Source organism: Nocardiopsis sp. B62 (assembly GCF_018070675.1).
Taxonomy (GTDB): Bacteria; Actinomycetota; Actinomycetes; order Streptosporangiales; family Streptosporangiaceae; genus Nocardiopsis; species Nocardiopsis prasina.
This window is the reverse complement of record NZ_JAGPXK010000007.1, coordinates 31297-52332: the sequence shown is the minus strand read 5'-3', so window position 1 is coordinate 52332 and position 21036 is coordinate 31297. Positions and strand designations below refer to the sequence as shown.

At 70.1% G+C, this 21036-nt stretch carries 24 protein-coding genes and 1 pseudogene; all 25 read right to left on the bottom strand.

Annotated elements, in window-relative coordinates:
- Nucleotides 1-2: 2 nt before the first annotated feature.
- A complete protein-coding gene (locus KBX21_RS10195; protein WP_210841742.1) occupies nt 3-254 on the bottom strand; it encodes a hypothetical protein in 252 nt (83 codons plus the stop codon).
- On the bottom strand, nt 251-529 hold the full coding sequence (locus KBX21_RS10190) for a hypothetical protein (RefSeq protein WP_210841741.1): 279 nt from the start codon (nt 527-529) through the stop codon (nt 251-253). Before KBX21_RS10190 ends, KBX21_RS10195 begins: the two co-directional genes overlap by 4 nt.
- The gene (locus KBX21_RS10185; RefSeq protein ID WP_210841740.1) at nt 526-792 is read right to left on the bottom strand and encodes a hypothetical protein; all 267 of its coding nucleotides are present in this window, start codon (nt 790-792) and stop codon (nt 526-528) included. The genes KBX21_RS10190 and KBX21_RS10185 overlap by 4 nt, the downstream gene beginning before the upstream one ends.
- The gene (locus KBX21_RS10180; protein WP_210841739.1) at nt 789-995 is read right to left on the bottom strand and encodes a hypothetical protein; all 207 of its coding nucleotides are present in this window, start codon (nt 993-995) and stop codon (nt 789-791) included. The genes KBX21_RS10185 and KBX21_RS10180 overlap by 4 nt, the downstream gene beginning before the upstream one ends.
- Before the next feature lie 64 nt (nt 996-1059).
- Entirely contained in the window at nt 1060-1512 is a 453-nt protein-coding gene (locus tag KBX21_RS10175; RefSeq protein WP_210841738.1) for a PIN domain-containing protein, read from the bottom strand.
- Nucleotides 1509-1709: a hypothetical protein gene (locus KBX21_RS10170; protein ID WP_210841737.1), complete on the bottom strand. Its 201-nt coding sequence runs from the start codon at nt 1707-1709 to the stop codon at nt 1509-1511. The genes KBX21_RS10175 and KBX21_RS10170 overlap by 4 nt, the downstream gene beginning before the upstream one ends.
- Before the next feature lie 128 nt (nt 1710-1837).
- Nucleotides 1838-3073 carry a helix-turn-helix transcriptional regulator gene (locus KBX21_RS10165; RefSeq protein WP_210841736.1) on the bottom strand — a complete coding sequence of 412 codons (1236 nt, stop codon included), beginning with the start codon at nt 3071-3073 and terminating at the stop codon, nt 1838-1840.
- 109 nt (nt 3074-3182) lie between these two features.
- Nucleotides 3183-3881 carry a hypothetical protein gene (locus tag KBX21_RS10160; protein WP_210841735.1) on the bottom strand — a complete coding sequence of 233 codons (699 nt, stop codon included), beginning with the start codon at nt 3879-3881 and terminating at the stop codon, nt 3183-3185.
- 100 nt (nt 3882-3981) lie between these two features.
- Nucleotides 3982-4899 carry a helix-turn-helix domain-containing protein gene (locus KBX21_RS10155; RefSeq protein WP_374225714.1) on the bottom strand — a complete coding sequence of 306 codons (918 nt, stop codon included), beginning with the start codon at nt 4897-4899 and terminating at the stop codon, nt 3982-3984.
- Between the two features lie 111 nt (nt 4900-5010).
- A pseudogene (locus KBX21_RS10150) lies at nt 5011-5829 on the bottom strand (DNA-processing protein DprA); the annotation flags it as partial.
- On the bottom strand, nt 5823-7343 hold the full coding sequence (locus KBX21_RS10145) for a YifB family Mg chelatase-like AAA ATPase (protein ID WP_210841733.1): 1521 nt from the start codon (nt 7341-7343) through the stop codon (nt 5823-5825). The gene KBX21_RS10145 and the pseudogene KBX21_RS10150, both read right to left, overlap by 7 nt.
- On the bottom strand, nt 7343-7714 hold the full coding sequence (locus KBX21_RS10140) for a YraN family protein (protein ID WP_210841732.1): 372 nt from the start codon (nt 7712-7714) through the stop codon (nt 7343-7345). The genes KBX21_RS10145 and KBX21_RS10140 overlap by 1 nt, the downstream gene beginning before the upstream one ends.
- 115 nt (nt 7715-7829) lie before the next feature.
- Nucleotides 7830-8162, bottom strand: coding sequence for a DUF2469 domain-containing protein (locus KBX21_RS10135; protein ID WP_049570667.1), 333 nt, complete (start codon nt 8160-8162; stop codon nt 7830-7832).
- A 270-nt stretch (nt 8163-8432) separates the two neighbouring features.
- Nucleotides 8433-9308, bottom strand: a complete 876-nt coding sequence (lepB, locus tag KBX21_RS10130) for a signal peptidase I (protein WP_049570664.1) — start codon at nt 9306-9308, stop codon at nt 8433-8435.
- 62 nt (nt 9309-9370) lie between these two features.
- The gene (rplS, locus tag KBX21_RS10125; protein ID WP_049570662.1) at nt 9371-9730 is read right to left on the bottom strand and encodes a 50S ribosomal protein L19; all 360 of its coding nucleotides are present in this window, start codon (nt 9728-9730) and stop codon (nt 9371-9373) included.
- Between the two features lie 225 nt (nt 9731-9955).
- Entirely contained in the window at nt 9956-10720 is a 765-nt protein-coding gene (gene trmD, locus KBX21_RS10120; RefSeq protein ID WP_049570660.1) for a tRNA (guanosine(37)-N1)-methyltransferase TrmD, read from the bottom strand.
- Between the two features lie 11 nt (nt 10721-10731).
- Entirely contained in the window at nt 10732-11253 is a 522-nt protein-coding gene (rimM, locus tag KBX21_RS10115; protein WP_049570655.1) for a ribosome maturation factor RimM, read from the bottom strand.
- A 189-nt stretch (nt 11254-11442) separates the two neighbouring features.
- Complete coding sequence (locus tag KBX21_RS10110) at nt 11443-11685, bottom strand: RNA-binding protein (RefSeq protein WP_026129499.1); 243 nt, start codon at nt 11683-11685, stop codon at nt 11443-11445.
- A gap of 2 nt (nt 11686-11687) precedes the next feature.
- Nucleotides 11688-12143: a 30S ribosomal protein S16 gene (gene rpsP / locus KBX21_RS10105; RefSeq protein ID WP_049570653.1), complete on the bottom strand. Its 456-nt coding sequence runs from the start codon at nt 12141-12143 to the stop codon at nt 11688-11690.
- Between the two features lie 267 nt (nt 12144-12410).
- A complete protein-coding gene (gene ffh / locus KBX21_RS10100; protein ID WP_210841731.1) occupies nt 12411-14012 on the bottom strand; it encodes a signal recognition particle protein in 1602 nt (533 codons plus the stop codon).
- Between the two features lie 206 nt (nt 14013-14218).
- On the bottom strand, nt 14219-15430 hold the full coding sequence (locus KBX21_RS10095; protein ID WP_210841730.1) for a hypothetical protein: 1212 nt from the start codon (nt 15428-15430) through the stop codon (nt 14219-14221).
- Nucleotides 15431-15841: 411 nt separating this feature from the next.
- Nucleotides 15842-17185, bottom strand: coding sequence for an ammonium transporter (locus tag KBX21_RS10090; RefSeq protein WP_049570642.1), 1344 nt, complete (start codon nt 17183-17185; stop codon nt 15842-15844).
- 263 nt (nt 17186-17448) lie between these two features.
- Nucleotides 17449-18639, bottom strand: a complete 1191-nt coding sequence (ftsY, locus tag KBX21_RS10085; protein ID WP_210841729.1) for a signal recognition particle-docking protein FtsY — start codon at nt 18637-18639, stop codon at nt 17449-17451.
- 89 nt (nt 18640-18728) lie between these two features.
- Nucleotides 18729-19760, bottom strand: coding sequence for an iron ABC transporter permease (locus KBX21_RS10080; RefSeq protein WP_049577234.1), 1032 nt, complete (start codon nt 19758-19760; stop codon nt 18729-18731).
- 72 nt (nt 19761-19832) lie between these two features.
- Nucleotides 19833-20834: an ABC transporter substrate-binding protein gene (locus KBX21_RS10075; RefSeq protein WP_210841728.1), complete on the bottom strand. Its 1002-nt coding sequence runs from the start codon at nt 20832-20834 to the stop codon at nt 19833-19835.
- Nucleotides 20835-21036: the final 202 nt, after the last annotated feature.

The window sequence follows — 21036 nt, the reverse complement described above, 5'->3', positions numbered from 1 at the left end:
GGTCACCCCTCCCGCGCGTCGGTGTCGACCGGACGGGCCCGGCGCTCGCTCAGAACCCGCTGGGCCTTGCGCCAGGGCTCGGGCAGGGGGTTGCCAGCGGTGAGCCACAGGTGCAACTGGTCGAACGCTCGGTCCGCCTTGGCCAGCGCCGCCCGCAGCGTGGCCTTGGTGGCGCGGGTGTCGTGGTGCTCGCGCAGGGCTTCGGACAGCGCGTCGAACAGCTCGTCCGCGTGGTCCTCGGGGTTGTCTGTCACTCCTGGTCCTCCTGCTCGTCGTTGTCGGCGCTCGGCGCGCCCAACTCCTTGGCGACCACGCGGACAACGGACCACTCCATGCCGCGCCAGTGCAGCGGCAGCAGGTCGGTGCCCCTCCCTCTGGGCACCGACCTGAACCACTGACGCCCCACCAGCACCACCGACACCGCCCGCCCACCCTGGCGCGCCACCACCCGTCCCGGCTCCGGCCCGTCCTGTGCGTGCACGGCGTGCGCGGTGCGAAGGAAGTCCACGAGGTCAGCCGCCGGGGTCACGTGGCGACCCTCGTCTCGATCCACTCCCGGACCAGCCCCTCCAGCTCCTGGAGCTGGTGGATGGCGTCGATGGTGGCGTCTGCGGTCGGCTCGGCCACGGCGGGGGTCGGCATGCCGGGGGCGCGCATGTCGGCGTCCAAGAACGCCAGGAACGAGCCGTGTTGGGGCAACCACACGCAGCGCCAGCGGGGGGCGGCCAGCTCAACGCGGCGGCAGTCGGGCTCTCGCAGCTCCAGTGGGGGCGCGGGCGCGGTCGGGCTCACTGGCCGACCCCCCGCTCGATCACCTCGGCCAAGCGGTCGGCGGTGGCCACGTTGACCCGGCCCAGCTCGATCAGGCGGCTGTTCAGCACGGGCGACGGGTCGGCGTCCAGCGACGGCAGCACGACGCCCGCGCGGTCCAGGGCGTGGCGAAGACGGCGCAAGACGGGTTCGACCTGCGCTTGGGGGTGGTTCGCATCAGCCATGCCGGGACTGTAGGGGGCCCGGCCTCCGGTAGGGGTCCCAAACTGTCCCCCTACCGGAGCGGGACTAGCCCGGACGCAAAGGCTCGACTAGCGGACCGTTCCGGACATCTACCTGGCGCAAGTCCGGCGCCACACCGGCCACCGTGTTGATGTCACCGTCCGCACTGACCACGACCATGCCGTGGCGAATCGCCGTAGCGCACAGCAGGATGTCAACCACGCCGGGGCCCCGATGCTGGCCCTTCTCTGTAAGGGCGGCGTGGATGGTGTCGGCCAGCTGCCACACGCCCCGGTCCGCCGAGATCGGAGTGCCGAACAGGTCGAAGAGGTCATCGGCGAGCAGGTCCCGTTCGTCCCCGTTCCGGGCGCTGGTCAGCATTTCCAGCCGTACCGGGTCGCAGACCCGCACAAGACCATCCTCGATCGCGTGATCCCACCGTTCCCACAGGTCCGCGTCCTGCTGCATCAGTGACCACGCGCAGGTGTCCAGCAAGTAGGCGTCAAGGTAGCCGTTCACTTGGCATCGTCCTTGAAGTACCCATACGCGACCCTGTCTCGCATCCGCTGGCGGGCCAGTGCGCGCCGCTTTCGCGTCTGGATGCTGGTGTCGGCGAACTCGTCGGCGATCGGAGCCCAGTGTCGGATCACCTCAGCGAACTCCTCTTCGCCCGCCGCCTCCTCAACCTGGCTCTGAAACGCCTCACGCATCCGCATGGGCAGCACCTGAGCGATCCCTGCCGGGGTTCGCTTCACCCTTTCCGCTCTCACTGTGCCCCTCCTTTGACCTGCGGCGATATTCGCCTTATGGGCTCTAGACGCCCCTCGAATCAACGGCGTCGGGACTATGCGGCCCGGACACCGATCTCGTCGGCGAGTGCGACGGCGTCCGCCTTCAACGGGCCGGTTGCCGACAGGGCCAGGTCGCGCGCGACCGACCGTGCCATGGGCACGTACCGCACCGCCTCGGGGCTGGTCCGGTGCGCCGCAGACAGGTAGTGGACGGCCGCTGCCTCCTCGTTCCGCTGGCGGTACCCGGCCGCGATGTCCAGGAACAGGCGGCTGCGCCGCTCCAGCGACGGGATGGTCTCCGGTGCGATGCTCTCGGCGCTGCGCAGCGCCTCGCCCGGAGTCATCAGCCCGACCCCGACACTGACGCTGTGGATGCGCACGTTGGACGCATCGAACGCGGACATTAGGTGCGTGTACCCGGCGGGCAGGCGGTCGGCCACGCGCCCGGCCTCGTCCAGGTACCGGCCAGCGTCCCCGCCTCGCCCGTCCAGGCCGCACGAGGTGGCCGCTTGCAGGTTGAGCGCGCCGTACACCGCCAGCGTCTCGGCCTCGCCCTCGTCCATCTGGTCGCGCAGCAGGTCCATCCCGGCCTCGTCGGTGTGGACGGCCTCCTCGGGGTACCCGGCCGCGCGCTGCCCGATCGCCATGGACCAGGCGGCCAGCGCCAGCGACACGGGGTTGTCGGCCTCCTCTGAATGGGCCCGGCCCCGGTCGACGGCCAGCCAGTACAGTTCGGGTTCGCTGATGTGGGCAAGCATCCGCTGGACCAGGCGGTACAGGTCGGCCGTCGCCGCGTGCGCCGCTCGGCGGTCGTTGCCCCGGCTGGTGCGCACGCAGGCGTGGGCGTCGCGCAGAAGGTCCGGGAGCAGGGCCCCGACCTCGGTGCGCTGGTGGGCGCTGGAGTGCCACAACTTCCACGCTCCGTCGACCCGGCCGCGCAGGGCGTCGGGGGACACGGCCCCGATGGTGGGGGTTCCGCCGAACGACACCGAGTGCATGGCGGCCCGGATGGTGGGCACCGAGCCGTGGGACAGTTTGCCGACGGGGTTGGTCGGGATGGACAGGGCGTCGCCGGTCAGGGTGGCCACGTTGGAGACGTGCAGGGCATGGGCCAGCCGCACGAAGTGGGTGATCGACCGAAGCTCTCGGTCTCCGTTTTCGATCTTCTTTAGCCAGTCCTCCGACCGGCCCACCAGTCCGGCCAGCACCTTGCGGGTCAGGCCCCGGCGCTCGCGCAGGATTCGGATTCGTTCGCCCGTGGTCAGCTCGGGGGGCAGATCTTCACTCATGGACACCGCCTAAGAAGCATTGACTTCCATCAGCGTACGCGCGGGCGGTGCGGCGCAACAGGCCAACCGGCGAACGCGGGGCTTTCGACCCTGCGCGCGCTCCGGGCCGTCAGGGCTTGGAGTCGCCCGACTCGATCTCGCCCTTGGGGTCGGCTAGGAGGCTGCTGGCGATCGTCTCGGGATCGGCTGTTACGCCCAGGGCCTGCAACGCCACCGCCGTGCGGATACGGTCGCGCAGGTCCTTGTCACTGACCTGGTTGATCAGCCTGAGGGTGGTCCGCAGGCCGTCGTCCTTGTCGGCCTTGTCTCCAATGCGTTCGGCCTGCTCTGTCACGTGCGCCTTGGCCCGGCGCGCGTGAAGTGCGAGCGCCCCGCCTCCAACGGTGATCAAGGCACCAGTGAGGGCGGTGACCAGGGGCACGTAACTCAGGTCCGCGCTTTGGGCGTACACCAGGGCGAGCACAGCCCCCACCAAGATGACAATCGCGCCAGCGGCCATAAACGCGATGCTGAGCCAGAAGGTGACCTCGGCCTGCTTGAGTGACTGCTTCAGGAAGTCGAGGTAGAACTTCTGCCGCTGCCTGGCCAAGCTGTTGTCGGCCTGCTCCTGCAAGACCTTCCGCGACTGGACACCCGTCCCAACGACAAAATCGCCGTGAACAACGTTGTGAACCTGGGCCCTGCCCACCAAGGACTCTAGATGCCTTTGAAAGTTTTCAAGACCCGTCCTGTTGATGGTGAACCCGGTCGACTCAGTCGAACTTCCCTCTTCGGGTTCTTCATCGGGTGCGCCTGTCGTTACCGCCATGGGGGGTCCCCTGCTGCCGCTGGAGCTGTACCGGTGAACTCAGGGTAGCCCGGTAGCGGCACGGGTGAGCCAAACTCAGACCCACGCTTAGCGAAGGGCGTCAGGACTTCGAGTCACCCTGATCGATTGCGCCCTTGGGGTCGGCCTCGCCCTCCGGCAAAGCCTGAGTAGAGACCGAAGGGTCGACCGGCTTCAGGGTCGTTAGCCACCTCACGGCGTCCCTGCGGGCCTCGTCGCGCTGCTGAGGATCGTCAATAGTGTTGGCGACCTTGAGCACCTTGTCGAAGGTGTCGTCCTCCTCGATCTTCTGCTCAATGCGATCGATTCGGGAGTCAAGAGCGGCGTCGGTCCGGCGTACATGCCACCTCAGCCATGCTCCAAGCGCTGCGAACGGGACACCGAACAAGCTCACAAGCAGAGGCATGGCATCGGCTCTCACCAGCGCCACGACAGGTCCAGCCACGACGATGCCGACACCGACCACAATGAACACGACACTGAGCCACTGGTTCACCTCGGAGTGCCGGGCCTTCTGCTGGAGGACACTGAGGTAGATGTTCTCCCGCTTCGAGGCCAGAGTCTCAGGCGTCTGAGGCTCTCTGTCCCCTCCGGCAGCAGTCTCCCCATCTCGGAAGAAGTTATTGACGTGGACGTTGCCGCCCCCGGTGACAACCACAGACTGGTTGCTGACGCCCTCAGCAGTTACGCGTTCCCAGCGTTCCTTCCAAGTCTCAAGAGCTTCGTGCTCATCGTTGGGGCCCAGCGACAGGCACACACGAACAAAAGCCATGACAACTTCGAGGCTGGGGACTCGCTCTCCCGAGAGGGCATTGCGCAGCGAGGTGGCTGCCACCGGCGTGCCCAGTTCCCGCGTCCGTTGGGACATCTCACGGAAGCTAAGGGGCCCCGCATCCTCCCGCAGCTGGCGCAGTTCAAGCGCGAAGCGTCCCAGCGGACTGTTGCTGTGCGGGACTGGGTGCAGAGGGCGTCCGGGGCGGGGAGGTTCAGTCACAGTCATCCGTCCATGGCGTCTGGGGGCGTCGCTCGTGTGGAACCGATTATCCCCAACCTCCCCGCCGTTATGAGGCTGCTACACGACGTTCAGGACGAAGGGCACGACTCCAGCCGGACCCAGAGCGGATGCACCGGAAACAGGCGTGGGGACGGCCATCAGCACCCGGTGGAGGTCGGTCGCGTGGGAGGCGGTGTTCAGCGCCCCGCTCCGGGCCCCTGCCTCCACCACCACCGTGCCGGGGGTGAGCGCGGCGATCAGCCGGTTGCGCACGAGGAAGTCCGGGGTTCGCGGGGTCCGGCCCACCGGCCACTCGCTGACCAGCACCCCCGTGCGAGCCACGTCCGCGAACAGCCCCGCGTGACCGCGCGGGTAGTCCGTGTCCAGACCACAGGCCAGGACCACCACGGTGCTCCCCGTGGTGAGCGCCGCCCGGTGCGCGGCGCCGTCCACTCCGTAGGCGCCTCCGGAGACCACCGAGAAGGAGCGGTCGGCCAGTTCACAGGAGAGCTCGGCGGCCACGTGCAGCCCGTAGGAGGTCGCGGAGCGCGCGCCCACGACCGACACCGACCGCAGGCAGAGGTTGCGCAGGTCGCCCATGCCCCGCACCCAGAGCCCGTAGCAGACGGGCAGCTCGTCGAGCCGCCCCGGCCACTCGGGGTCTCCCGGGGCGACGAACCGGACCCCGGCCTCCGCCGAGGCGTCCAGCAGCCGGTCCGGGTCCACCCGCCGCGCCCGCTCCGACCAGCCCCGCCAACTCCGCACCGCCTGCTCCGACGGCGGTGGGCGCCCCGGGGGCGGCTCCCCCGAGAGCAGGGCCGCCCAGACTGTGGCGGCCCCGTGCTCGTTCACCAGCGGCCCCAGCCAGCGGTGGCTGGGTGGCGCCACCGCCGTCAGACCGACGCGTGCGCGTGCCTCGTCGGTCACCGTCACCACGCCCTTCCCGCCCAGAGGGCGTAGGCGTAGGAGGTCTCCTCCTCGGTGGGGCGCTCGCGGCCCGCGAGGTCGGCCAGGGTCCAGGCCACCCTCAGGGCGCGGTCGACCCCTCGGGCACTGATCTGTCCGGCGTCCATCGCCCGTCCGAGGACCCGCAGGGCCGCTGGCTCCACCGGGAAGTCCCGCCGCAGCCTGGCTCCGGGGATGGCCGCGTTGGTGCTCCAGGGGGTGTCCGCCAGCCGCTCCCTGGCCCGGGAACGGGCCTGCGCCACCCGGGCGGCCACGGTCGCGGAGGACTCGGCGAAGGCCCGGTCCGCCAGGAGTTCGGCCCGCGAAACCGGTTGGAGTTCCACCTTGAGGTCGATCCGGTCCAGCAGCGGGCCGGACAGCCGGGAGAAGTACCGCCGCCGCTCACCGGACGGACACGTGCAGAGGCTGCCGGGCTTGGCGCAGGGACACGGGTTGGCTGCCAGCACCAACTGGAAACGGGCGGGGAAGGCCACCGTGGATGCGGAGCGGGCGATCACCACCTCACCGCGTTCCAGGGGTTCGCGGAGCGAGTCCAGGACACCCCGGCCGAACTGCGGGGCCTCGTCCACGAACAGGATGCCGTGGTGCGCCTTGGACACCCAGCCGGGCTGGGGGTTGCCGTGACCTCCCCCGATGATCGAGGCGCGGCTGGAGGTGTGGTGCGGCGCGGCGAAGGGGGGCACGGTGACCAGTGGCGCGCCGGGCGGTAGCAGCCCGGCCACCGAGTGGATCGCCGTGGCCTCCAGGGCCTCGGTGGAGGAGAGCGTGGGCAGCACCGTGGGCAGACGTTCCGCGAGGAGGCTCTTACCCGTCCCGGGTGGGCCCAACATCATCAGGTTGTGCCCTCCGGCGGCGGCGATCTCCACGGCCCGCCGGGCCACCGGTTGCCCCAGCACGTCGGCGAGGTCGGGGCTCCCCTGGTCCGGGACGACGGCCGGCGCGGGCGCCTCCGTGGGCGGTTCCGGTTCCTCCTCCCCGCGCAGCCAGCCGCACAGTTCGGCGAGGTCGGTCACGGGCACGACCGTCACGTCCGGTACCAGACGGGCCTCCGCCAGGTTGCCCGCGGCCACCACGAACCGGGTGAAGCCCTGTTCGGCGGCGGACACCATGGCGGGCAGCACCCCGCGCACCGGACGCGCACGACCGTCCAGGCCCAGTTCGGCGATGAGCACGGTCCCGGCCAGGCGGTCCGGCGGCACCTCACCGGCGGCGGCCAGCACCGCACCGGCGATGGCGAGGTCGAAGAGGCTGCCGGACTTGGGCAGGCTGGCGGGGGACAGACTGATGGTGATCTGTCCGCTGGGCCAGGCCTCGGAGCTGTTGGCCACCGCGGCGCGGATCCGGTCCCGGGCCTCCCGCAGGGCGGCGTCCGGCAACCCCACCAGGGTGACCCCGGGCTCTCCGCCGCCCAGGTGCACCTCCACCTCGACGATGTGGCCCTGGACGCCCAGCAGCGTCACGCAGTGTGTGAGGGCGAGCGACATCAGCCCATCCCCCGTTCGTGGGAGACGAACACGCGTCCGCCCGCGACCAGCAGGCAGACCCCGTCGATCCGCAGCGGCCGGGGCGGGCAGCGGTGCAGAAGGGCCCAGGACCGGCCCAGGACCCGCAGTCGGCGCCGTTTGCTCTCGGTGATGGCCTCCACCGGATGGCCGTGCCGCAGCGAACCACGGGTCTTGACCTCGGCGACCACCAGGAAGGGCCCGTCCCGGGCCACGATGTCGATCTCCCCGGCGCCGCCCGGGGCCCGCCAGTTGCGGGCGAGCACCCGCATCCCGGCCCGTTCGAGGTAGGCCGCGGCGAGCTCCTCACCGCGGCGTCCCAGTTTCCTTCGGTACTCGGCCCACCGATCCACCGGCGACCACCTCCCGTAACCACGGTCGGTGATCGGGGCCGGGCGCGCCAGGGGTCAGTTTCTCCTGTGGATAACCCGCTCCACGAAGAAGGAGGGAGGGGGCGCCGCCGGACCGCTACTCCGCGGGTCCGCCGCCGTCCGCCGGGGGCATCTCCAGGTCGGACTTGGTGATCTCCTCGACGTTCACGTCCTTGAACGTCACCACGCGCACGTTGCGCACGAACCGGGCCGGGCGGTACATGTCCCAGACCCAGGCGTCCTCCATCACGACCTCGAAGTACATCTCCCCGTTCTCCGTCGAGCGGGGCTGGAGGTCCACGTGGTTGGTGAGGTAGAAACGCCGTTCGGTCTCCACCACGTAGCCGAACAGGCCGACGACGTCGCGGTACTCGCGATAGAGCTGAAGCTCCATCTCGGCCTCGTACTTCTCCAGGTCCTCAGAACTCATGTGCGCGCTCGCTTTCGTCAGCACTCTCCGGTCATGATGTGCCGGTCCCCCTGGCGTGGCAACACCTCCGCCACCCGGCTGGTACCCACCGGAGACGGCTCCACGCGTTCGGGGAACGCCGATACGATCCGAGTTCCATCATGCGTCACGCAACGGGCTTTTGTGCCCCGTCGAGCGGAATTCCTTCGACGGATCGGTCACTTAACCCGAAAGTAAGGCCATGACCTGCGACGATGCCCGGAAATCGTTCGGCCCGGTTCGGCCACCGGCTCAGTCCTCGGACCCGCTCAGCTCGTCGAAGGTCTGCGGGACGCCGAGCCCGCCGGCCTGGCTGAACGGCCAGATGATGACGAAGGCCCGTCCGACGACGTGGTCGATCGGTACGGCCCCGCCCCCGGGGTTGTTCTGGTTCATGCGGGAGTCGTAGGAGATGGCCCGGTGGTCGCCCATCAGCCACAGGTACCCCTCCTGCACCTCGATGGGACCGAACTCGGTGTGGCTCCCCACGCTGCCCGGATACAGGTAGTCGTCCTCCTCCAGGGGAACGCCGTTGACCAGGATCCGGTTCTGCTCGTCGCAGCACTCCACGGTGTCACCGGGCAGACCGATGACCCGCTTGATGTACTCCTTGCCCGTGGGCGCCGCACCGAGCTGCTGCTGCACCCAGGTGAAGCCGCGACTGACCGGGTTGGTCGACTCCGGCGGCTGCACGACGGTCGGATCGTCCCACGACCCGTCGCCGTTGAACACGATCACCTCTCCGCGCTCGATGTCGCGGATCTGGTACACGACCTTGTTCACCAGGACCCGGTCACCCACGAGCAGGGTGTTCTCCATGGACGAAGAGGGGATGTAGAACGCCTGCATCACCCAGGTCCTGATCACGAACGCCAGCACGAGGGCGATCACGATCAGGATGGGGAGTTCCTTCCAGAACGACCCCTTCTTCGCACTGCTCTGGGACTGGCTCATGTCGGCGTCAGCTCTCTCCTCCGGCCCCTGACCAGCGGCGTCGGATACACCACTGGCTCCCAGGCGCTCATGCGTCTGGGAGCCAGTGGCGGAGCTGTGCTCCTCCGGGCCGGGCCGGGCGGAATCCTCGTCCGGGACCGCGTCCGAGCCGAGGTCCCTCTCGTCTTTGCTCATCGGCCGAAAGCCTATCCTGCCGCCCGGCGGGGCGGCATGGTTCCGGCCGGATCAGCCAGAGCCTACTTGTTGACGGGCTCGCGGCGCTCGCGGATGCGGGCGGCCTTGCCGCGCAGGTCGCGCAGGTAGTACAGCTTGGCGCGACGCACGCGACCGCGGGCGACGACCTCGTACTTCTCGACGGCCGGCGTGTGGATGGGGAACGTACGCTCCACGCCCACGCCGTAGCTCACCTTGCGGATGGTGAAGGTCTCGCGGTTGCCCGCGCCCTGACGGCGGATGACGACGCCCTTGAAGACCTGGACACGGGTACGGGTGCCCTCGGTCACGCGGACGTGGACGTTGAGGGTGTCACCGGGACGGAAGTCCGGAATGTCGGTGCGAAGCTGAGCCTTCTCAAGCTCCTGAATGGCGGTGTGCATCTCGCGAATCCTCATCAATAGCGCGCCGCGTCCTGCCCCCCGGCTGCTCCGGGGAGGGGGTGCGCGGGCGAGGCCCTGTTGGGTCTGAACTGTGGAACCACCCGGTGACCGACACAGAGGCCGACGTCGTACCGCCGGCATGCGGATGCCTTGGGGTCACCAGAGGGGAACTCACCCAGTTTGCCACATGATCCCGGCCGTCCCGAACCGGCCGTTCACCACACTCTACGAGGTCGGTGCGGTCCGTTCCTCGGCGAGGACCTCACGGTCCCGCTTGTCAAGGGCCTCGGCCGGGGTGGCCGCCACCAGGTCGGGCCGGTTGCGGGCGGTCTTGCGCAGCGCCTGGTCACGGCGCCAGCGGTCCACCGCACCGTGGTTCCCGGAGAGCAGCACCGGTGGCACCTCCTGGCCCCGCCACGTGCCGGGCTTGGTGTACACCGGCCCCTCCACCAGGTGCTCCATGCCACCGGAGGCGAAGGAGTCCTGGACGTGCGACTCCCGGTTGCCGAGCACGCCGGGCAGCAGCCGGGTGATGGCCTCCACCATCACCAGGGTGGCCGACTCACCCCCGTTGAGGACGTAGTCACCGATGCTGATCTCCTCGACGGGCATCCGCTCGGCGGCGTCCGCAGCGACCCTGGAGTCGATGCCCTCGTACCGGCCGCAGCCGAACACCAGGTTCTCCTCCCCCGCGAGCCGCTCGGCGTCGGCCTGGGTGAAGGGTCGTCCGCTCGGGGTCGGCAGGACCAGCCGCGTCGGCCGACCCGCCACGACCTCGTCGAGGGCCTCGCCCCACGGCTCGGGCTTCATGACCATGCCGGGACCGCCGCCGTAGGGGGTGTCGTCGACGGTGTTGTGCCGGTCGTGGGTCCAGTCGCGCAGGTCGTGGACGCGCACGTCGAGCAGGCCCGCCTCGCGTGCCTTGCCGATCAGCGAGAGGTCGAGGGGAGCGAAGTAGTCGGGGAAGATGCTGATGATGTCGATGCGCACTGCGTACTCGTTCAGTCGGTGTTCTGGAGGTCGAGCAGGCCGGGCGGCGGGTCGAGCACGATCCGACCGCCAGCGACGTCGACCTCGGGGACCAGGGCGGCGACGAACGGCACCAGGATCTCGTGACCGCCGGTCTCGGCGGCGATGACCAGCACGTCCTGCGCGTGGTGGAGGACGTCCTCGACCTCACCCACGGTCTCGCCCTCGGTCGTGACGGCGGTCAGGCCGATCAGTTCGTGGTCGTGGAACTCGTCGGGGTCGTCCAGGGGGGCGATGTCCTCGGAGTCCACGGTGAGGAGGGTGCCGCGCAGCGTCTCGGCGGCGTCGCGGTCGGCCATGCCCTCGAAGCGGATGAGTAGCCTGCCGCTGTGGCGGCGCGTCGAGGCCACCTTGAGCGGACCGGTCGAGACCGGATCCGTCTGGAGGACGGCGCCGACGGTGAACCGGGCGTCGGGGTCGTCGGTGCGCACGTCGACGGCGACGTCGCCGCGGATACCGTGCGCGCGGCCGATCCGGCCCACCACGAGTCGCATGAGCAGTGCTTTCCTTTGGTCGATCCTCGATCCCCGGACGTCACACGAGGTGTCCCGGCGCCCGGGTCCCCCTCGGTGTCCCCGGGCGGGGAGCCGCCCCGGGGAAAAGCGTGCCCGGGGCCGTTCACACGGTCCCCGGGCACGAGTGCGGGGCGCCGACCGTCAGCGGTCGGCGCCCCCAGAGGCGCGTCAGCGCACTTCGTTCAGGTCCAACAGGTCCACGCGGACGTACCGGCCGCCAGCGAGGGAGCCGACGACGGTCCGCAGTGCCTTGGCGGTCCGGCCGTTGCGGCCGATGACCTTGCCGAGGTCGTCCGGGTGGACCCGGACCTCCAGAACCTTGCCCTTGCGGAGCCGCTTGGCTCTCACCTGGACGTCGTCGGAGTTCGTGACGATCCCCTTCACGAGGTGCTCAAGCGCCTCTTCCAGCACGATTAGGCCTCGCCCTCGGACTTCTTCTCAGCCTCGGCGGCCTCGGCGGGCTTGTCGGCCGCCTTGTCCGTCTTCTTCTCGGCCTTCTTGGTCTTCTTCTCCTGACCGGGAAGGACGAGCTCCTTCAGCGCGGCCTGGAAGGCGGCGTCCTTGGCCTCGGGGTCCTTGGCCTCGGCGACCTGGAGCGGCGCCGGAGCGGCCAGGCCCTTGAACTTCTGCCAGTCACCGGTCTTGCGCAGGAGGACCTTCACCGCGTCGGTCGGCTGGGCGCCGACGGACAGCCAGTACTGGGCCCGCTCGGAGTCGACCTCGATGAGGCTCGGGTGCTCCTTGGGGTGGTACTTGCCGATCTCCTCGATCGCCTTGCCGTCACGCTTGTTGCGGGCGTCGGCGACGATGACACGGTACTGGGGCGTACGGATCTTGCCCATACGCTTGAGCTTCAGTTTGACAGCCACTGGAGTGGTCTTCTCCCGTATAACGGTGTTAGCGCCTGATGGGCGACCCACGTGGGGTTGTGGAACCCGTCGAGGCAGGACGTGGGCGGCGGGTTAGTTAGAGGGCTGACCCGGCCACCGTTAGTCGACTACTCATTGTGCCAGACGCGGACGTGTTCCTTGGACAGGACACCACCGTGCGCGCGGCCCGGTTCGAGAACGACCGCGGCCCGCCCGGGATGTCCCGGGCGGGCCGTGGTGGGTGTCACTGTCGCCGTGCCCTGCCTGCTACTTCTTCGGCAGCTTGAAGTTGGACAGGTCCGGCATGTTCGGGCCGCCGAAACCGGGCGGGAGGGTGGGCTGGTCGCCGCCGCCTCCGCCGAGGCCCGGAGGCAGCTGCGGCATCTCCTGGCCGCCCTCCTCCTGGCGCCGCTTGCGCTCGGCCGCGCGGTCGGCCTCCTGCTGGCGGGCCTTCATGGGGTTGCCGCTGCGCTGCTTGCCCTTCTTCGCCTTCTTGGACTGGGCCTTGGCCTTCTTCTTGTTGGCGCCGCCCATCCCGGGCATGCCGGGCATCCCCGGGACGCCGCCGCCGCTCTTCATCTTGCGCATCATCTTCTGCGCCTCGAAGAAGCGGGTGACCAGGCCGTTGACGTCGCTGACCTGCGTGCCGGAGCCGTTGGCGATGCGCAGACGACGGGAGCCGTTGATCATCTTCGGGTTGGCGCGCTCACCGGGGGTCATCGACTGGATGATCGCCTGGATGCGGTCCAGGTCCTTGTCGTCGATGCCGTCGATCTGCTCGCGCATCTGCCCCATGCCGGGCATCATGCCGAGCAGGTTGCCGATCGGGCCGAGCTTGCGGACCATCGCCATCTGCTGGAGGAAGTCGTCCAGCGTGAAGTCGTCGTCCGAGGCCATGGTCGAGGCCATCTTCTCGACCTCGGCCTCGTCGAACGTGCGCTGGGCCTGTTCGATGAGGGTGAGGACGTCACCCATGTCCAGGATGCGCGAGGCCATCCGGTCCGGGTGGAAGAGGTCGAAGTCCTCGAGCTTCTCGCCGGTGGAGGCGAACATGATCGGGCGGCCGGTGAGGTGCCGGATGGACAGGGCCGCACCGCCGCGGGCGTCACCGTCGAGCTTGGTGAGCGCGACCGCGTCGTAGCCGACGCCGTCCAGGAAGGCCTGGGCGGTGTTGACCGCGTCCTGACCGATCATGGCGTCGACGACGAAGAGGATCTCGTCGGGGTTGACCGCGTCGCGGATGTCCGCGGCCTGCTGCATCATCTCGGTGTCCACACCGAGGCGGCCCGCGGTGTCGATGATGACGACGTTGTGGTTGTTGCGCCGCGCGTGCTCGATGGACTCGCGGGCCACGTCGACGGGGTTCCCCACGCCGTTGCCGGGCTCGGGAGCGAACACGGGGGTGCCCGCGCGCTCACCGACCACCTGGAGCTGGGTGACGGCGTTGGGGCGCTGGAGGTCGGCGGCGACCAGCAGCGGGGTGTTGCGGTCGGCGGCGAGCCACTTGGCGAGCTTGCCCGCGAGGGTGGTCTTACCGGCGCCCTGGAGACCGGCGAGCATGATCACGGTGGGCGGCGTCTTGCCGAAGCGGATCTGCCGGGTCTCGCCACCGAGGATCTCGACCAGTTCCTCGTTGACGATCCTGATGACCTGCTGGGCGGGGTTGAGGGCCTTGGAGACCTCCTCACCGCGGGCGCGTTCCTTGATCCGCGAGATGAACTCGCGGACCACGGGCAGCGCCACGTCCGCCTCGAGCAGCGCGAGACGGATCTCGCGCGCGGTCGCGTTGATGTCCTCCTCGGACAGCCGCCCCTTGCCGCGCAGCGAGGAGAAGACCGATGTCAGCCGGTCGGAAAGCGTCTCGAACACGAGTTTGGCCAGTCCTTCGTCGTCGGGTTTGACTTCCTAGCCTACCGCCCCGCCGTCACCGGGCACGAAGCCCAGGTCCGGCCGGGACGACCCCCGGCACGGAAGGGGCGGGGGGAGCGCCCCGCCCGGTTCCCGCCTCGCGGGCACCCGGACCCGCACGCAAGTGCGGTCCGGGTCCGTGGGGTCCGGGTCTGTGTCGTCCGGGGCTACTCGCCCTCGGTCTCCTGCGCCTCGGCGCCCTCGCTCTCCTCGGCGCCCTCGGACTCCTCGGTGTCGCCCGCCAGGGTGGCCTCGCGCTGCTCGGCCAGGGCGGCGAGCATCTCCTCCTGCTGTCCGCCGCCCAGCCCACGGGTGGACAGGCGGGCCTCGCCCTGGATGTCCTCGTAGGTCTTGGGCTCGGAGGTGACGATGTTGTAGTTGGCGTCACAGGAGAGGGCGAGCGAGCCACCCGCCTCCAGGGAGCCGCTGTCGGAGCACTCCTCGTCGCCGATCTGGTCCTGGGTGAAGGTGACGTCCATGCGGACCAGGACCGTGCCGCTGCCCGAGGCGCCGGCGTCGCGGACGGTGCCGGACCAGGTGCAGTGCGGACCGTCGACGCACTCCATCTCGGGCTGGCCGTCCCAGCTCACCTCGATGCGCGCGTCACGGGAGCCGGTGAGCTCGTCCTCGGTGACGGTGGTCAGGTTGTCGTAGAGCTCCTCGGCGGCGGCCTCGTCGGCCTGGGCGATGTCCAGGCGGACCTGCGGCCCGTTCTCGCCGCCCTCGGGGACGAGCTCCTCGACCTCGACGCGCAGCACCTGGTTGGTCTCGGCGTCGATCCACAGCTGGTTGCGCTCGCCGTTGAGGTCGACCTTGTAGGCGCGGGTGTCGTCGAGGGTCTCCTCGACGGCCTCGTCGCCCTCCAGACCGATCTCCTCCAGGATCGCCGCGAGCGCGGGCGGGGCCAGCGTGTTCTGCGGGTTGATGCCCGCCTGCGCGGTGGAGGAGCGCACCCAGGCGCCGTCGAACTGGTCGCTGTCGGGCCCGAAGACGTTCTTGTCGAGCCAGAACTCCTCACCGGCGCGCAGGAAGATCTTGCTGTCGGCGGCGATCATCTCCGCCTCGACCCCGTTGGCGCGGACGGTGCCGCTGGTCGCGCCGCCGTCGGCGACAGTCACGGTGGTCTCCTGGATGTCCCCGCCCACGGTGTGGGCGACCTGCCCGTCCGCGGTGAGCGCAGGGTAGTCGGCCAGGTCCGCCAGGGCCTGCTCCAGCAGGGGTGCGGCGTCGACCGGCTCGGCAGTCTCCTCGGTGGGAGCTGGCTCGTCGTCGTCGCCGCCGAAGCCGCATCCGGCCAGTCCCAGCGCGGTGATCGTGCCCACCGCGGCGAGGGCGAGCCGTCCGCGTCCGCGACCCCTGTTGTGCGTAACCGGCGCCATCTTGCCTCCTGACCCCGACCTGTGGGGTGCTGATCCGAATGCGCGTGAAGAAAAAGGTCGTGGGAGGGTCCCGGGCGTCTTCACCGCCCTGCCTCTCCGCGACGTGGTGACGCGGGCGCGGGCCCAGCCGGTCGCGTCCGGTGGGCCCCCGTGGGTCGGCCCATCCCGGCGCCCTTCGCCGTCCCCCGAGACCGGGTTGGCCGCCGCACCGCCCAGAAAGGGTATCGAACGCGAGCACGCGCCACTGCCAACACCACTCCATGAACACGCACAAATCAGTGGAATCCGCGGCTGGTGGGCGGCCGGAACAGCCACAACGCGAACGGGGCCGACGGGGAGAAATCCCCCGTCGACCCCTCTGTCCGCCCCACCGTTTCGGTGGTCGGGGACCGGTCGCCTCGACGTTGAGAGCTAGGACCCGACCCGCGGTGAGGCAGCCTCCTCGCCCGGAGGCGTCGGCGAGGAGGCCGTCGTTTCCTCCATCTCGTCGAGCTCGTCGAAGGCGTAGGCCGACTCCGCGTGGAGCTCGTGGTCCAGGCCGTTGGTCTCGACCTCCTCGGCGATACGGAAGCCGATGAGCAGGTCGATGACCTTGGCGATGACCCACGTGACGATGAAGGTGTAGACCATGACGCCGATCACCGAGATCGCCTGGGCGGCGAGGAGGCCGAGGCCGCCGCCGAAGAACAGGCCCGCGTCGCCGCCGCCGGGCACGGCGGCGGAGGCGATGAAACCGAGGGCGAGGCAGCCGACGATGCCGCCGACCATGTGGATGCCCACGACGTCCAGGGCGTCGTCGTACTTGAAGCGGAACTTCCAGCTGATGGCGTAGGCGCAGATCGCGCCGGACAGGGCGCCGACGATGATCGCGCCGACCGGGGTGACGTTGGCGGCCGAGGGCGTGATGGCGACGAGCCCGGCGATGGCGCCGGAGGCGAAGCCCAGGGCGCTGACCTTGCCGTAGCGGAGGCGCTCGACCAGCATCCAGGCGGCGGTCGCGGCGGCGGTGGCGACCTGGGTGTTGACCAGGGCCAGGGCGGCCTGCTCGTTGGCCGCGTAGGCGGAGCCGCCGTTGAAGCCGAACCAGCCGAACCACAGCAGGGCCGCGCCGAGCAGGACGAACGGCAGGTTGTGCGGGCGCATCGACTCGGAGCCGAAGCCCTTGCGGCGGCCGAGGACGAGGACCAGGGCCAGGGCCGCGGCCCCGGCGTTGATGTGCACCGCGGTGCCGCCCGCGAAGTCGATGACCTCGGGCAGGCCGGTGAACTCGTGCATGCTGGCGATCCAGCCGCCGCCCCAGACCCAGTGGGCCACCGGGAAGTACACGAGGAGCGCCCAGATCGGGGCGAACAGGAGCCAGGCGCCGAACTTGGCGCGGTCGGCGATGGCGCCGCTGATCAGGGCCACGGTGATGACCGCGAACATCAGCTGGAAGCCCGCGTCGACGAGCAGCGGGTAGCCGCCGTCGGTGCCGTCCATCGGCTCGACCTCGGTCATGATGCTGCTGAGGCCGACGTAGTCGAAGCCTCCGATGAACATCTCCAGGGCGCCGTGGCCGGGCGCGTAGGTCAGTGAGTGGCCCACCAGGACCCACAGGACGCTGATGATGGCGATGCTGCCGAAGCTCATCAGCATCATGTTGAGGACGCTCTTGGCCCGCGACATGCCTCCGTAGAAGAAGGCCAGGCCCGGGGTCATGAGCATCACCAGCGCGGCGCTCATCAGCAGCCACGCGGTGTTGCCTGAGTCAATCATTTCGTCGCCTCCGTTGCACGGACGGGGGATGGTCGTGAGATGCGGCGGTCAGCGAGCGCGTCTTCGGGCCCGATGCGCTGGCCACGGCGACCACCTTCCGGCCCGGGTGTTTCCCGGCCGGACCCGACGTGTTGCGCAGGCGTAAAAGGGCGGCTCGGAGTGTTAAGCCGTCATGAACAAGCCGTGCTCGGAGGACGAACGACGAACGGCCGGACCCCCGTGTCACGGGTGTCCGGCCGTCTGGTGCTCGTGGTGCCCCCGGGTCAGCCGAGGATGGCGTCCACGAAGACCTCGGGGTCGAAGGGAGCGAGGTCGTCGGGACCCTCGCCGAGTCCGACGAGCTTGACGGGTACGCCCAGCTCCCGCTGGACCTGGACGATGATGCCGCCCTTCGCGGTGCCGTCGAGCTTGGTCAGGGCGATGCCGGTGACGTTGACGACCTCGGCGAACACGCGCGCCTGGCGCAGTCCGTTCTGGCCGGTGGTGGCGTCCAGGACGAGCAGGACCTCGTCGACCTGGGACTTCTTCTCCACCACGCGCTTGACCTTGCCCAGCTCGTCCATCAGGCCGGTCTTGGTGTGCAGGCGTCCGGCGGTGTCGATGATCACGGTGTCGACGCCGTCGTCGATGCCGCGGGCGACGGCGTCGAAGGCCACGCTGGCGGGGTCGGCGCCCTCGTCCTTGCGCACAACCGGGGCACCGACCCGGCTGCCCCAGGTCTGGAGCTGTTCGCTGGCGGCGGCGCGGAAGGTGTCGGCGGCGCCGAGCACCACGCTGCGGCCGTCACCGACCAGGACGCGGGCGAGCTTGCCGGTGGTGGTGGTCTTTCCGGTGCCGTTGACGCCCACGATCATGATGACCGCCGGTCGGTCGCCGTGGGGTTCGGTGCGCACGACGCGGTCGGTGTCGGTGCCGATCTGCTTGAGGAGTTCCTCGCGCAGCAGGGCGCGGACCTCGTCGGTCTCCCGGGTGCCGAGCACCCTGACCCGCGTGCGCAGGTTCTCCACGATCTGGCTGGCGGCGGTGACACCGATGTCGGCGGTGATGAGGGTGTCCTCGATCTCCTCCCAGGTGTCCTCGTCCAGGTTCTTGGCGGACAGGAGGCTGAGCAGACCCTGGCCGAAGGAGCCCTGCGAGCGGGCCAGGCGGGCGCGCAGGCGGACCATCCGCCCGGCGGACGGGGGCGGGGTCTCGATCTCGGGGGCGGTGGGTTCGGCCGGGGCCGGGGCGGCCGCCTCCTCGGCGGGAGGCGCGTGGGCGGGGGGCGTCTGGGCCGCTCCCCCGTCCTTCTCACGGTCCTCTTCGAGGACGGTGGCCCCGGATTCCCCGGTGACCTCGGGCTTGGCTTCTTCCTTACCCGGCTTGACCGAGCGTCCGGCCCTGACCAGGAAGAACCCACCAACCGCCAGGAGGGCGACGACGACGATGATGCTTACGAGCAAGGTGATGTCCATAGCGCTCACCAGTCTCCCAGAGTGTCCGACGCGTTCGCGTCACGCCCCGGTGGCGTGCCGGGAACGATGCTGGCGGGGGGTGCACGGCCTCAGGTGCCCCGGTGGCGGGTGGTGCGCAGGATGATGACGAAGAACGGGGCGCCGAGGAAGGCGGTGACCACCCCGATGGGGAGTTCGGCGGGGGCGACGATGGTGCGCGCCACGATGTCCACCAGGACGAGGAAGGCGCCGCCCATCAGCACGGTGACGGGCAGGATCGCCCGGTAGTTGGAGCCCACGAGGCGGCGCACGATGTGCGGGACCACGATGCCGACGAACCCGATCAGCCCGCTCACGGAGACGGCGGCGGCGGTGGCCAGGGAGGCGGCGGCGATCACGACCATCCGCACGGCCGCGGGGTTGAGGCCGAGGCTGACCGCCTTGTCGTCGCCCAGGGCGAGCATGTCCAGCAGGTAGCCGGAGAGCAGCAGGACGAGCAGGCCGACGATCGCGTACGGGGCGATGAGGCGGACGTCGTCCCAGCCGCCCCTGCCGAGTCCGCCCAGCAGCCACGCGTAGATGCGTTGGAGCTGGTCCACGCCCATCTGCTGGACGAGGGTCTGGGCGGCGGAGAGGAACGAGGAGACCGCCACCCCGGCCAGGACCAGGGCCGCGGTGCCTCCTCCCCCGGCGGTGGCGCCGAGCATGTAGGCGGCGGCCACTCCGGCCAGCGCGCCGACGAAGGCGGCCACCGGGACCAGGGCGCGCGGGTCGGCGAGCACCTCGTGGCCGAAGACCATGACCAAGGTGGCGCCCAGCCCGGCCCCGGCCGCGGCGCCGAGGAGGAAGGGGTCGGCCAGCGGGTTGCGGAAGACACCCTGGTAGGCGCCGCCCGCGGTGGCCAGCAGGGCGCCGACGATGGCGCCCATCACCACGCGGGGCAGGCGCAGTTCCATGAGGAGCGCCTCCTGCCGTTCGGTGAGCGGTGTCTCCACCCCGAACGGCAGGAGGCTGAGCAGGTGGCGGAGGATGTCACCGGCGGAGATCGAGGCGGCCCCCGCCGCGACGCCGAGGACCCCGGCCGCGAACAGCGCGACCGCACCGCCCAGCATCCAGCCCAGGGGAACCCCGAAGCCCTTCACGTGCCGCTCCCATCGCTCTCGCCCCCGTCTGTCCGCACCGGTGACCCGCGGCCCCGGTGGGCGGTACCGGGCCTACTGGTTGGCGGTCTCGACGACCGCGTCGCTCACGGACTGGGCGAAGTCGACCACGCGCGGTCCCCAGCGGGAGGCGATGTCGGTGTCGAGGAGGTGGACCGAGTCGGTCTCGACCGCCGAGACGGTGGCGAAGGCCGGGCGTTCGGCGACGGCCTCGACGTCGGACTCGTCACCGTAGGAGAGGAAGATGAGGTCGGGGTTCTCCTCGACCACGAACTCGGAGGACAGCTGCGGGTAGCCGCCGCTCTCGCCGTCGTCGGCCTGGTCGGCGATGTTCACGAGACCGAAGGCGTCGTGGATCTGGCCGACGAAGGTGCCGGAGGTGGCGGAGAACAGGGTGTCGTCGAGCTCCTGGTAGAAGGTGAGCTGGGTGTCGCCGATCTCGGCGCAGGTGGACTCGACGATCTCGTTGAACTCGCCCTCGATCCGGTCGGCCTCGGTGTCGGCCTCCTCGGTCTGGCCGGTGACCTCGCCGAGCAGGCGGACCTGGGCGTAGACGTCCTCCAGGTCGGCGGCGCCGGGCAGGACCAGGACGGGGATGTCGACGGCGTCGAGCTGGTCGGCGGTGTCGACGGCGCTGTCCGCGAGGATCACCAGGTCGGGGTCGTACTCGCTGATCGCCTCGACGTTGGGGGTGAAGCCGCTGAGGTCCGTGGTGGGAGCCTCGTCCGGGTGGTTGGAGTAGTCGTCGACCGCTTCGACCTGGTCACCGGCACCGATGGCGAAGAGCATCTCGGTGTTGCTCGGCGAGAGCGAGACGATGCGCTCGGGCGCGGCGTCGACGGTGACCTCTCCGACCACGTCGGTCACGGTGACGGGGAAGGTGCCGTCACCGACGGGCGCGCGGTCGGCCGCGGGCTCGGGGGCCCCGCACTCGGCGGAGGCGGTCCCCGTCTCCTGTGTCGGCTCGGACTCGGACTCGGGGTCGGTGGTGCCGCAGGCGGTGAGGGCGAGAGTGGCGCCCAGGAGTGCGATGGGGAGTTGGCGGGCGATCCGCACGGTGCGGTGCTCCTTCGGTGAGCAGGGGAAGAGCACGGCCCGGTCGGGGACGGCCGGTCCTTCCCACGAGGACGGGGTTCGTCGGTGCCGAGGAGGCGACCTGGCTCGTCCCCGCGCACGCGCGCAGGGCATCACAGTTGCGGGGCAGCGCCGGATTGCGCGGACCGTGGTGGCCGCGGTACCGGACTTCGCTCGTTCGACA